General features: G+C 56.7%; 9 protein-coding genes. 7 read left to right on the top strand and 2 right to left on the bottom strand.

Going from position 1 to position 13,423, the window contains the following annotated elements; translation table 11 throughout:
- The first annotated feature begins 11 nt into the window (after positions 1 to 11).
- Genes drmA through JQU52_RS09600 form a run of 4 tightly spaced genes read left to right on the top strand, consistent with a single transcriptional unit; the run spans position 12 to position 8,532 of the window.
- Entirely contained in the window at positions 12 to 4,016 is a 4,005-nt protein-coding gene (gene drmA, locus JQU52_RS09585) for a DISARM system helicase DrmA (protein ID WP_230338268.1), read from the top strand.
- 2 nt (positions 4,017 to 4,018) lie between these two features.
- Positions 4,019 to 5,878, top strand: coding sequence for a DUF1998 domain-containing protein (gene drmB / locus JQU52_RS09590; protein ID WP_230340563.1), 1,860 nt, complete (start codon positions 4,019 to 4,021; stop codon positions 5,876 to 5,878).
- Position 5,879: 1 nt separating this feature from the next.
- Positions 5,880 to 6,641, top strand: coding sequence for a DISARM system phospholipase D-like protein DrmC (gene drmC, locus JQU52_RS09595; protein ID WP_219162016.1), 762 nt, complete (start codon positions 5,880 to 5,882; stop codon positions 6,639 to 6,641).
- A 52-nt stretch (positions 6,642 to 6,693) separates the two neighbouring features.
- Positions 6,694 to 8,532 (top strand): DUF262 domain-containing protein, encoded by a 1,839-nt coding sequence (locus JQU52_RS09600; protein ID WP_230338269.1) that lies wholly within the window; start codon positions 6,694 to 6,696, stop codon positions 8,530 to 8,532.
- Between the two features lie 187 nt (positions 8,533 to 8,719).
- On the opposite strand, the gene JQU52_RS14715 is transcribed toward JQU52_RS09600, so the two are convergent.
- Positions 8,720 to 8,848: a hypothetical protein gene (locus JQU52_RS14715; RefSeq protein ID WP_268866614.1), complete on the bottom strand. Its 129-nt coding sequence runs from the start codon at positions 8,846 to 8,848 to the stop codon at positions 8,720 to 8,722.
- 490 nt (positions 8,849 to 9,338) lie between these two features.
- On the opposite strand from JQU52_RS14715, the gene JQU52_RS09605 reads away from it, so the two are divergent.
- Genes JQU52_RS09605 through ribA form a run of 3 tightly spaced genes read left to right on the top strand, consistent with a single transcriptional unit; the run spans position 9,339 to position 10,919 of the window.
- Positions 9,339 to 9,608, top strand: a complete 270-nt coding sequence (locus JQU52_RS09605; protein ID WP_230338270.1) for a hypothetical protein — start codon at positions 9,339 to 9,341, stop codon at positions 9,606 to 9,608.
- A complete protein-coding gene (locus JQU52_RS09610) occupies positions 9,605 to 10,318 on the top strand; it encodes a GAF domain-containing protein (protein ID WP_230338271.1) in 714 nt (237 codons plus the stop codon). Before JQU52_RS09605 ends, JQU52_RS09610 begins: the two co-directional genes overlap by 4 nt.
- Positions 10,308 to 10,919: a GTP cyclohydrolase II gene (gene ribA / locus JQU52_RS09615; RefSeq protein WP_230338272.1), complete on the top strand. Its 612-nt coding sequence runs from the start codon at positions 10,308 to 10,310 to the stop codon at positions 10,917 to 10,919. Before JQU52_RS09610 ends, ribA begins: the two co-directional genes overlap by 11 nt.
- 213 nt (positions 10,920 to 11,132) lie before the next feature.
- Here ribA and JQU52_RS09620 read toward each other — a convergent pair whose 3' ends face one another.
- Positions 11,133 to 13,190: a site-specific recombinase gene (locus tag JQU52_RS09620; RefSeq protein WP_230338273.1), complete on the bottom strand. Its 2,058-nt coding sequence runs from the start codon at positions 13,188 to 13,190 to the stop codon at positions 11,133 to 11,135.
- Positions 13,191 to 13,423 lie beyond the last annotated feature (233 nt).

Here is a 13,423-nt window from a genome sequence, read left to right on the forward strand (position 1 = left end):
TGGGTGGAGTGATGATGGACTTGATACAGAACAAAAATCCGAACGCTTGGATCGCCATTGATCATGGCCTCGCTGCCGATCTCACGCTTGCACCCTTTACGTTGCGGCTGAAAGGCGAGGGTTCGCTGTATCAAGCCATCGCCGATGACGATTGGGTGTTGATCCTGAACGTCGCTGGCCACATCACGCGGGTCGGGCGGGTACTACGGGTTCGTTCCGATCTGGAGACCACCACACTCTACTTCGACCGCATGTTGTTGGTCGATCCGGCTGTTCCGATTGGCCTTACGTCGCTCACCCCGCCTTCGTCCGGCAGCGTTGGCCGAATTCAATGGACGGACTTTCTGGAGGCTCTCCCCAAGGCGCTGTACAAGACCATCGCCGAAGTGCCGACCATCGAGGATCAGGCCTATATCCGCGAACTGCTGCAACTGGCCGTGATGGACGACTTACTCGGCCCCGCTGGCGGCCCTCGTGAGCGCATCGTCGACATGGGTGTGCGGGATCGCTACCTGGTTGGCAAACTGGCCCCACGTGAGGCCGCACAGGGCGGTATCGAGGGACTGGACGGGCCACTGGCCAATGACGACGCCGAAGAGCCTACGGAGGCCAAGGCTCCCGGACGTCACGAGCCGGGTGCGGAGTTTGGAACGGCCACCGGGCGTGTGGAGCCGGAGTCGGATTCGTCTGACGAGATTGATGCCGCCAGCAACCAGTCTCTGGTGCCCAGCAGCCTCGGCATGACCTTCTGCGTGGATGGTGACGCCGACCGGATCGAGATCGAAGCGCGCTGGGGTCGGTATGAGCGCAGTGACGAGCACGAGATATTCCGCACCCGCAAGAACAAGGAAACCGGTGCCGAGGTGCAGACCAAGGCCAAGGTGTGGCAACGCATTCCCTGTGGCGGCAAGATCGTGTTGCCACTGACCGAAGGCGTGATTCCGCATCAGGCACCCGACAACGAGTTTCCCGAAGTGCGCGTGCAGGGCTCCATCCGGGCCAAGAATGCCAATGGCGACCGGCTGGTCACGCTGTTCCTGGTGAATGCACAGGAAGAGCCTGACACCAACCGCGACACGGCGTGGGTGTTCCAGCCGGAATTGATCGTTCGTTCGGAGAAGGACGCTGCCAAGCGCGCCATCTTCCGCCGCAGGCCGGTGCTGGACGCAGACGGTATGGACCCCGAGCGTGAAGCACTGGAGATGATCTACCGCAACCGCGTCGAATTCGCCGTAGGCCATGGCGTTGCCGTCCATGCCGAAACGCCAGACGACGTGACGCTGGCCACCGAGGTGCGCACCACGGTGATGCCACAGTACGAGGTGCAGGTGACGGAGACCCCCGGCCTCGATCCATCCGACCGCCCGGCCATGCGCGAGATGGTCAGTAGTGGCCTGCTCGATATGCAGCGCCTCGCGACGTTGGAGATTGACCCGCTGGTCGACGCTTTGAGCATGCTGACCAAGGACTACGCCGCGTGGATTGATGAACAGCGCGCTCGCGTCGGGGCTGAAGTGACCGGCTACGACACTCAGTCGCAACAGGCGATGGACCGATGCCAAGAGATCCACACCCGCCTCCAGCAGGGTATCGACACGCTGAAAGGCAATGAGAAAGCCCTGGCCGCGTTCCGGTTTGCCAACCGAGCGATGGCGACGCAACGCGTGCGCAGCCAATACGCGCTGGCCATGCGCCGGGGCGAGGATGTCTCCATCGACAAATTCGATGTGCTAAAGAACCGCAGCTGGCGTCCGTTCCAGTTGGCGTTTCTGCTGCTCTCGATTCCGTCTCTGGCAGATCCGAGTCACCCGGATCGCGTTGAGCCTGTCGAGGCCTATGCCGATCTCTTGTGGTTCCCCACCGGCGGCGGCAAGACCGAGGCCTATTTGGGTGTGGCGGCCTTCACCATGGCTATCCGGCGTATGCAGGGCAATCTTGGCGGGTACGACAGTTCACGCGGTTTGGCCGTGATCATGCGTTACACGCTGCGCTTGCTGACGTTGCAGCAGTTCCAGCGTGCCACGGCGTTGATTTGCGCCATGGAAGTACTGCGCCGAGAGGCGCTGGAGAAGGGCGACAAATCCCTCGGCACGGAACCCTTCACCATTGGCCTCTGGGTTGGCAACAAGGTCACACCGGGCACGACCGAGGACAGCCACCGCGCCATTGAGAATGTGCGCAACCCCGGCAAGTACAACGCAGGAGCGGCATCACCCGCGCAGCTCACCAGTTGCCCGTGGTGCGGCTCGGAAGTAGCACCCGGACGGGATGTGGAGGTCGACAAAGGCTCTGGCCGCACCTTCGTCTACTGCGGCGACAAGAAAGGCCGCTGCGACTTCTCCAAAGGCAAGTCCAGCAAGCAGCCGCATCCGGGGATTCCGGTGCTGGTGGTCGACGAAGAGATCTACCACCGCCCACCGACGATGATGATCGCCACCGTGGACAAGTTCGCCATGATGGCTTGGCGAGGTCAGGTGCGCACACTGTTTGGTCGCGTGGGGCAGGAATGCGAGCGCCACGGCCTGCTTTGGCAAGGGGCCGATTGCAATGGTAACCACCAGGCTGGCAAGGGCCTTCCTTCTTCGAAGGTAAAGACCATCAGCCCGATTCGCCCGCCTGACTTGATCATTCAGGATGAGTTCCACCTGATCAGTGGGCCCCTGGGCACCATGGTCGGCCTGTATGAGACCGCCGTGGATGAACTGTGCGGCTGGACGCTTGATGGCAAAACGGTCAAACCGAAGATCATCGCCTCTACGGCAACGGTGCGCAAAGCCAAGGAGCAAGTGAACAACGTCTTCATGCGCCGTGTTTCGGTTTTTCCGCCGCACGGTCTGGATGTGGAAGACAATTTCTTCTCGGTGCAGCGCCCGATCGAAGACAAACCGGGACGGCGTTACCTCGGGGTGTGCTCCCCCGGCAGTTCGCGCCCCGCGATGTTGATCCGTGTCTACACCGCGTTCTTGACGGCAGCACAGGAACTGTTCGATCACTTTGGCGAACCCGCTGACCCGTACATGACCATGGTCGGCTACTTCAACTCCCTGCGAGAGTTGGGCGGCATGAAGCGATTGGCAGAGGACGACGTGCAAACGCGTTCCTACCGCGTGCAGATGAGCATGGTGGAACGGCCCGCACTCGCACAACGCAGCATCAGCAACATTCGCGAGCTGACATCTCGGGTATCGAGCCAGGACATCCCCAAGTACCTCGATAACCTGGAGGTCAAGTTCAAGTCGGAGTTCGACATTGCAACCGGCAAGTATGTGACCCGCTGGCAGGAAGGCGACACTCGTGCCATTGATGTGGTGCTGGCTACCAACATGCTGTCCGTGGGGGTCGACGTGAATCGACTCGGGCTGATGGCAGTGAACGGGCAACCCAAAGGAACGGCCGAATACATTCAGGCTACCAGTCGTGTCGGGCGCTCCTTCCCAGGCTTGGTTTGCACGGTGCTGACTTGGGCCAGACCGCGCGACCTGTCGCATTACGAAACCTTCGAGCATTACCACGCCACGTTCTACAAACACGTCGAAGCGCAATCGGTAACGCCGTTCTCACCGCGCGCGATGGACCGGGGTTTGACCGGCGCGATGCTGAGTCTGATGCGCCTTGAGAACGATGTGTTCAGCCCGAACGAAGGCGCGGGCCAACTGAGCATGTCCAACCAGGCCGAGATGACGGATGCCATCAAGATATTGGCGACTCGTGCGGGCAATGTCGCTGAAGACAACTCGCGCAAGCAGTTGGCTGAGACTGAGCTGAAAGAACGTGCAGACGAATGGGCGAAAGAAGTCAGCAAGGGAGGACGCATCTTGGCCTATGAGAAGCGCGGCCCCGAAAAAGACAAGACCGTTGCATTGATCAAGTCGCCCGGCCTTCAGGCCTGGGACAACTGGACCGTACCGATGTCGATGCGAGAAGTGGAGCCCGGCGTGCGCCTGATCATGAACACGAGCCATATCACGGACGATCACGATTGGAAGCCTCGTCCCGCAACGAAGGATGAGGATTGAACATGATCATCAACAACAAAACGCCAGTCGGCGAAGTACGCCCCAGCCAATTGCTGTGGACTTATGGCCCCGGTGCGCTGATCGACCTGCCCAGCTTATCAGTCGTGACGCTCGGCATTGACCGATGGGAAAAAGACCGCTGCCAGCCGATTCAAGAGGCACGGCTGCTCGCTGCCGTTCGAAAGGTATTGGGGGCGCAGGTTGAGAATCTGCGGATGCCACCCTTCCAGAAGAGTGAACTCGTCGACGTCTGGTCGGCCGAGGCCAATATCGGCGTTCCCGTCCGGCCATTCCCGCGCTGGATGCGCTGCGTGAAGTGCGGCCTGCTGTCGCCCTTTGATGCCGGTCTGTTCGAGATCAAGGAGAACCGCTTCAGGCCGGAGCGAACCCGCTTCGTTCACAAAGGCTGCCGTGGCTCCAAAGGTGACCAGCCCGCAAAGGATGCGGATGCCGTCCCCGCGCGTTTCTTGTTGGCCTGTCGCGATGGCCACCTCGACGATTTTCCGTGGCACTACTTCGTCCATGGAGGTAACAGCTCGTGCAAGGGCACGCTGCGCTTCTTCGAGAGCGGCGCGTCGCTGCAAACGGAAAACCTGTGGGTGAAGTGTGATGCCTGTGGGGCATCCAGAAGCATGGCGCACGCTTTCGGCAAGGCAGGAAAAGAGAATCTGCCGGGGTGCCGAGGACGGCATCCGCACCTAGACCACTTCGACCACGAATGCGATGAGGAAGCACGCGCGGTGCTATTGGGAGCCACGAACAGCTGGTTCCCGATCACGCTCTCCGCACTTGCAATCCCCCAGACCAAGGACCCGCTCAGTCAACTGATCCAGGATGGCTGGGAGTTTTTCGACGAACTTGAATCCGAAGCCGAGGTGTCGGTGACGGTGAAGACCTTGAAGAAGACCGGGGCGCTGCCAGGAATCGACAAGTATCAGGCTGCGTCGATCTGGTCGGCCGTCGAAGCACACCGCAATGGCGGCGGACAGGAGGTCGTGGGTGAGGCCGACATCAAAGGGCCCGAGTGGGATGTACTAACAGAGGCCAATCCTCCCACGGACTACCCGCACTTCATGAGCAAGAAGGTCGGCACGCCACCGGGATTCAGCGGCCATATCAGTCGAGTCTTGCTCCTTGAGCGCTTGCGCGAGGTGAATGCCTTGTTGGGCTTCACTCGGGTCGAAGCGCCCGAAGAGTCTGGCGATCCGAATGAACGCCCCCAAATGGCCAGCCTGTCGCGCAGCAAGCCAGACTGGGTGCCAGCCAATCAGGTTCACGGCGAAGGGATCTTCGTGCAGTTTGACGAAGCCGCGCTCGTCAAATGGGAGGCATTGGATGGCGTGAAAAAGGTCGACCAGATGCTCCGTGGTGGTCATAAGGGATGGCGCAATTCGCGTCATCTCGACCCGAACGAAGGCTACCCCGGCATTCGCTATGCAATGCTGCACACCCTGTCTCATTTGCTGATTCGTGAACTGGCGCTGGAGTGCGGATACAACGCTGCGAGCATTCGTGAGCGCATCTATGCCGATACATCGGGCGACAGTCCGCAGGCGGGCATCCTCATCTACACCGCAGCAGCAGATTCTGACGGCACGCTGGGTGGCCTTGTCGACCTCGGGAAGCCAGAAAACCTTGGCCGCCTGCTGGAGCAAGCACTGAATCGTTCGAAGATCTGCTCATCAGATCCGCTCTGCTCGGAACATGACCCCGAAAAAGATCGCTCATTGCATGGGGCTGCTTGCCATGCGTGCTCTTTAGTGGCGGAGACATCTTGCGAGCGGGGTAATCGGTATCTGGATCGATCGCTGCTCATACCAACACTCGAACGCGCCAACGCTGCTTTCTTCAAGGGTTTTTGACATGGATGAACTCTTGGATGCCATTGCAGCCTTGGTCTCTCTGGTCTCGCCCGAGAAGGTGCAGGCCGTTGCAGCCCGCGTTCGTCGAACTGATGCCAGCAAGGCTGCGACGGCGTTGCCGAGTGTGGTCGGAACCCCGGTAGCCAGCAGCGTGGTCGAACAGCTTGCGGCAGCCTGGCAAAACACCACTGTCGGTTCAGATGAACTGGCATCAATGCTTATCGCCGCCAGCCACGTTTACGCCAAAGCCGCTTCTGAGCAATCCACCGAACTCGTGTGGACTGGCCCGACGACGCCTTTCGTGTCGGCGCGTCGAACAGAGCAGGCGCTGCTGCAGGTCATCAACTCCGCAGAGCAGTCGTTGTTCATTACCAGCTTCGTGGCCTACGACGTGTCCACCATCGTCAAGGCGCTGAACGCGGCAAATGATCGCGGTGTGGCCATATCAATGCTGCTTGAGTTGTCCCAAGAGCACGGCGGCAGCATTACCTTCGACGCGATAGGGAAAATGAGAACGCTGGTTCCGGCCGCCAATCTCTATGCCTGGCGCGACAAGGCCGACCCGTTTTCCGATGGCCGCGTCCACGCCAAAGTCGCTGTCGCAGACGGCAGGATGTGTTTCATCACCAGCGCGAACCTGACCGGGCACGCCATGGAAAAAAACATGGAGGCCGGTGTGCTGATCTCTGGCGGGCGCATTGCAAAGCTGCTTGAAGAGCACCTGCGCTCACTCGTCGACACGAAAATTGTGTCCCCGGTTTGATGATGCGGCTCGTAAAGCGTCCTCTTGATTTGTATCGAATAAGGAATGTTGAATGTCAGGCGAGTACGAAAAGGCCATTTCTATCGGCAAGGCAATCCAGAACATTGTCTCGCGCCGGTATCTCCTACCCGCGATACAGCGAAAGTTCACATGGAGCACATCCCAGATCGAAGTGCTATTCGACTCGATCATGCGCGGTTATCCCATCAACACCTTCATGTTTTGGGAGGTGACCGATGCGGAGGTCAAGAGCAACTTCCGGTTCTACCAGTTTCTAGAAAAATATTGTGAACGTTTCGGCGAGAACAACCCTGACTTTGATACCAAGGGGCACGGAAACTTCCAGGCTGTCATAGATGGTCAACAGCGGCTGACATCGCTGTATATCGGCCTTAAAGGCACCTACGCCTACAGGTTGCCGCGCAAGTGGTGGCCGAAGACTCAAGATGATTCCATTTTGCCCCCGAGACGGCTCCACCTGAATATCGCTGCGCCCTTAGACGAAGAGCGTAACGAGGAAATGATGTCCTATGAGTTCTCCTTCCTGACCAAGCAAGAACAAGAGAAATCTACCGACGGCAAATGCTGGTTTCTTGTCGGTGATGTGCTGGACCTTGAAGAGGCGGAGACTGCAGATCAGGTGTTGGACGTGGTCATGGCCCACCTTGAAAAGCTTGGCATGTCGTCGAACGCATATGCCAGAAAGACCCTGACACGGCTCTATTTTGCTGTTCGTCGTGACACCTTGATTCATTACTACAACGAGACGAGCCAGAAGATCGACCACGTTCTGGATATCTTCATTCGTACCAACCACGGAGGCACGCCTCTGTCATTCTCCGATTTGCTGATGTCGATTGCCATCGCGAACTGGAAAAAGGATGCGCGTCAGCAGATCGACGATCTGGTGGACAAGGTCCGGTTTGGCTCTGACATGGAGTTCTCAATTGATCGTGACTGGATATTGAAGGCGGCGCTGGCTTTGACAGATGCCGACATCCGCTTCAAGGTCGAAAACTTCGCCGGTGCGCAGGTGGCCAGAATTGAGAGTGAATGGGATGAAATCAGTGCCTGCATCTTGGAGACGTTTCGACTGATCCGGTCGTTTGGTCTCAACGATGCATCTCTTCGTGCAAAGAACGCTGCCATTCCTATTGCCTACTACCTGTATCACAAAGGGCGCGATGCCTCCACTGGCAAGAAGGGGGTGTTCTCAAGCATCAACAAGCAAGCATTCCATATCCAGGATCGAAAACTGATTTGGCAGTGGTTGCACATGTCACTGCTCAAAGGCGTTTTCGGTGGCCAAGGGGATGCATTGCTAACGAACTTGCGCAAGATCATCAAAGCCAATAGGACTGAAGCGTCGTTCCCGCTGTCGAAGATCATTGAGGACTATCGAGGGAACAGCAAGGATCTGCTTTTCGATGATGACTTCGTCAGCCGATTGCTCAAAACCCAGAAAGATGATGCGTCGTGCTTCTCGATCTTGGCATTGCTCATGCCGGACCTCGACTACACACGGGCACTGCAGAAGGATCATATTCATCCAGCGGCATCTTTCAGCCAGGACAGGCTGTCTCAGTGCGAATTCTTGAAAGGAAAACCAGAGGCACTGGAGTTTTTTCTGAACCGCGAAAACTGGAACAGCATCGTCAACCTCCACCTCTTGGAGGAATCCAGAAACAAATCGAAGCAAGACCGGCCATTTGCTGATTGGCTCAAGGAACAAGAGGGGCTTAGCCTTGATGGACTATTGATCCCTACGGACGCACCATTGGATTTTGCGTCGTTCAAGACTTTCGTTGAAAAGCGGTCCTTGCACTTGTCCAGCATCTTCAAGGAATTGGGCAAAACCGGAAAATCTGCGGACGGGGGTTCAATTCCGTGAACGGGAATCGAACTGGATGCCGGTTGCCTGCACTCGGTTGATGTCAATGAGCATGCGAACTGGTAGGATTGCGGGCAATAAGGGCTGGATTCCGCACCTTTCCGCAGAAGTTCGAAGCGGTTGTAAGGCGCTGAGTTACTGAGGTTTGGCGCAGGGTTCCACCCCACCACCAGATTTTTTTTAAATATCAACTCATTGATATTTTATCCGCTTCTGATGGCACAGTTTGTATTGAAAAGCTGCTTGATTTTACCTTTTCACGTTGTTTGTTTGCTAAGTCAATCCAGCGTGCATGGTTCTCAATTAGCAGCTCCATGGGGTTGGCTCCTACCATCAGATTCAATGCGGCAAAGGTGTGCTGTTATGGTGCTTTTGCGGTGTTCCGCACGGAGGCTTTGTTGATGCTATCCGCGCCATTTGCAAAAAGTAAGCCTTGATCCAAGCCGCCTTTGCTGTTTATTTGAATACCGGCGGAATGGCCTTAAAACTGTAAAAAACTAGGTATTCAAGCCATTGCTTACATGCATGAAACATGCAACACCAGCCTTGTGCTGGTGTTTTTTGTATCTTATCCGGCACAGAGCTTGCCGCTGTGCATTATGCAAAATTATGCCCAAGTGTTCGTTTTGTTCGGCATCTGTCTGGTGTTGTAAACTGATGTAGCCATACACCATAACTTTTAATTTTGACCACTACAATCATCCATGCATCGGCTGGCATTGACCTTATTCGGGCATCTGTAAACTTAACGCCCGCCTGCTTTCGCCGCATTTACTCTGCTCCGCATGGCTGTGCAATCGTGTAGAATGTACAAACTACATATTTTTTTACAGTTCGAACCCGTTTTTAGTACCTCTGTTGGTAGCTATTCAAGCGAAACGGGGGCTATATTTGGCTTACAGTTAGAAGCGGTTTGTTGCAAAGTGATTTTTGAAAAACACCTCCGCCAGATTCCCAAAGCCCTTTGTGATGCAAAGGGCTTTTGTTTTATGCACGACAAACATCATTATTTTTTGAACGACACCATCGGCGACATTGGCAATATCAATGCGCCACCATCAGGAATTAAGGCATGATTAAGGCGGCAATTGCAGATTATTTGGATACGCAGGGCTTAAAGTTGCCCGCAGACGAAGTGCACATGGCCTGTTTGACTGCACAAACGGTGATCAATATGGCTGCTGCCGAAATCGAGCACAGCCTTTTATGGTACGGTGCAGAAAACGGCATTGCTTTGGCCGATGAGCTGCCTGAAAACCCCGACAATCACGCATTGCTGCGGCAGCTGTATTTGGCGCTAGACTCGCTTTACAGCCGCTGCGCCAATACCGATGCCGCGGTTGAGCGGGCCGCCATTTACCTGTTGCTGCCTGCCAATGTGCCGCAACATGGCGGCCAATTATTGCGGCTGGTGGCGCAGGGGCAGCCGCTGGAGGCATTGTTGCCGGTTGACGAAGCGGCTTGTTGGCACCATATTGCCAGCCGCAGCGCCGAAACCGGCTGGCTCAATCAAGTAGACGATGTAGCGCAATGGCTGGCCTTGGGCGAATTGCAAGGCGAGCAGCACCGCCGCAGCCACAGCCAGCTGGCCTTGCCCATATATGGCCAAGATGGCCGTGTATTGGGCGTGGTGTATGCCGAAGCTGCCCGCCCCAATGCCTTTGATAACGACAATTTGGCGCAATGGGTGGGGCTGGCGCTGGCACTGCTGCCCTTATTGCAGCAATTGCATAGCCAATGGCAGCCGCCGCCACAACCCTCAACAGAAGAAAATCATGATCAATAACACCCACACCGACAACCCCTTGCGTTTTGTGGCTGCCTGCCGCCTGCCCACCGAATGGGGCGAATTCACCATGCACGGCTTTGAAGAGCTGCGCAGCGGCCAAGAGCACGTGGCGCTGAGCATGGGCATCATCAACGACGGCGCGCCGGTATTGGCACGCGTGCATTCCGAATGCCTCACCGGCGATGCGCTGTTTTCACAACGCTGCGACTGCGGCCCGCAACTACAAGCGGCCATGCAGGCGGTGCAAGCCAAAGGCCGCGGCGTGATTGTGTACCTGCGCCAAGAAGGCCGCGGCATCGGCCTGATTAACAAAATCCGTGCCTACCAATTGCAAGATCAAGGCTTGGACACCGTAGAAGCCAATGTGGCATTGGGCTTGCCGGTGGATGCACGCGATTTTGTGTTGGCCAAACACATTTTGGATTATTTACAGGTAGCCTCGGTGCATTTGATGACCAACAACCCGCAAAAAGTGGCCACACTCAATCGTGTGGGCATTGACGTGGTCGAACGGGTGCCGCTGGAAGTGGGGCAAAACAGTGAAAATGCGCATTACTTAAGTACCAAGGCGCAGAAGTTGGGGCATATATTGGGCTGAAATATCGGCTTAGTGATTAGACTGAAGTTACGCATTCCCATATAAAGGCTGCCTGAAGTGTAAGGCCGTCATTACCGAGCTTGATTCGGCAATCCATTGACAAACTAAAGTAAAACGAAGCGGATTATTTTTATTCGAGTGCGCAACTTCAGTGAAATAAACAAAAACGGGCGTTATGCCCGTTTTTCGTTTTTATTGGCCGGCCATCGGTGCCTATTTCGCTATTTCCTCCTCAGCCGCTGTTGCCTCAACTTCATTTTTCGGCGGAAACACCAAACTTAAGGGGCGGGCTTTGACTTCGGCGGCCACGGCAGCGAGCAGGGTGCCGATATTGCCCAGCCGGGCTTCGCGTGCGCGCAGTGCCACCACCAATGCCAGCGCAAAGCTCACCCACAGGTTTACCACGCCAATCATCAGTACAAACAGCAAATTCAGTAAAAACGAGCCGATGTCCATGCCGGTGCTGGCGGCAGCATAGCCCAAATTGGCGGAGGCAAACGCCACATGGCGGATGTCTAGCGGTAGGCCGGTGAGGTGGCCGATATAGCCGGTAAGCCCCAGCAGCACGCCGAACAGGAAATTACCCATCAATGAGCCGTAATTTTGATGCAGATATTCGCCCAAGCGTTTGCGGGTGGCCGGGCGCATGATTTTGCTCAGCCAAGGATGATCTTGAATCCGTTGTGCCAGTTGCAAATAGTCGGCGCGGTTGTCGAAAAAGCCGGCAATAATGCCCGAGCAAAACAGCCACACGGCGGCGATGGCGGCGTAATACAATGCCAGCCCGGCCAGCGGCTGGTTGGCGTGCACCAAGTAGGCCGACGTTTCTGCGCTTAACATGGTTTGGCCTTGCCAATAAAACACCGCCAAGCTCAACACCATGGCCACCCCAATCGCCACGCTCACATTACCCACCACGGCAATACTTTGCGAGCGGTTCACATCCAGTAGCAGCCCGGCAAGCCTGGCCGATTGTGCGCGCCCTTTGTCGTTGCGCTGTACTTCGGCCGCCACACTGGCGGCGGTCATGGCGGGCTGCTTGGTGGCGATGGTGAAATGAAGGATGTGCACCAATACAAAGCCGAGCCCATAATTCAGACACACCAATAAGGTGGTAAAGCCTTCACTGAAACCCAGCTCGCCAATGCGGATTTTCAGCAAGGCCATTAGGGCAATAATCACCCCGGCACCGGCGGCGGAGCGCAACATGCCCCAGTATTCGCGGCGGTTGCGAGTGATGTAATGCTCGCCGTGGTCGCTGGTGTTTTGGGTGATGCTTTGCGACAACATGCGCACACTGCTGCGCCACAAAGAGCCGATGCTTTGATGGTTGGCACCGGCCTGAATCAAATGCCCAGCCAGGCGCAAGATATGGTGGCTGCGCTCGGCGCTGTTGGCGGCGGTTTGGATATTGAGCAGGGCTTCGAGCCGGTTAACCGTTTGGGTGAGCCGCTCCAGCAAATGCGCCACCGCCATGGATGAGCCCGCGCCTGCGCCGGTGCCGCGCCGCTTTAAGCGCGCAATTTGCTGGCGGCATTGGTCTATCATCACGCGGGCGTGGCTGTCGTCGTAGGGCGCTAAGTCGGCATCGCCCAAACGGGCGTGGGCGTGATGCGTGAGCTGGGTCATTTCCCGCTGTAAGGCCACAAAAGGCGAGTCGATTTCCAGCAGGCGTTTGTCAATGCGGATCAGGTCGCCGTCGAGCTCTTCGGCGGCCACCCAGATCGACAGCATTTCCATTGCATGCAGTGATTCATGCTCGAAATGGGCGGCAGAGCTGCGCACGGCGTCGGCACCCGTGTGTTCGCTCAAAATGCGGTAGAGTATTTCCCATTGCGCCGGAGCAATGCGGTTCAGCCATGCCGGATCTTGGCGGCCATCAAATGCTTGTTTGAGCACGTCGCGCAAATCTTGCGCCGACTGCGGCGGCGGGTTGAAGCGGTCGTATAGGCGGGTGCCCATTTCACGCATAAAGCCTTGGCGCGAAAACAGCCCCACACTCACAAAGCCCGGATACAGATGCACTTGGCGCAGCCAGTGGTGTAATACTTCGCCAATTAGCGCACATTGGCCGGGGTTGAGCCGCAAGGCGTTTTGTAGGGCGATGATGCGCATCTCGGCATCGTCGGCGCCGCCGCAGCGAAACCAATACACCAAAGCGGCCAGCATGTCAGCAAAGCCGGTGTGGTGGTTGGCCAGATGGTTTACCAGCGCGGCGGCGCTGAGGTTGCGGATTTGTTGGCGTTGGCGGGTGTTCAGCGGTTTGATCATCGGTGTTCTGTAAAGCAAAATGAAGCCCGATTGTACACGCAAGCATGGCTTTTTGTGCAATGCAATGGCTGGCGGGCGTATCGCAAACAGGCCAAATCGTTTACACTTGCTGATGTTGTCCGGCAATACCGGCGCGTTTTTTTAAAGCGTTAGAGCCTGTTTATGTGCTGAAAGCGGCACGATATAAAGATTGTAAACAGACTTTTAGAGAGCCTATTACGGCCAAGGGAATC

The organism is Paralysiella testudinis (assembly GCF_016894345.1).
Lineage (GTDB): Bacteria > Pseudomonadota > Gammaproteobacteria > Burkholderiales > Neisseriaceae > Paralysiella > Paralysiella testudinis.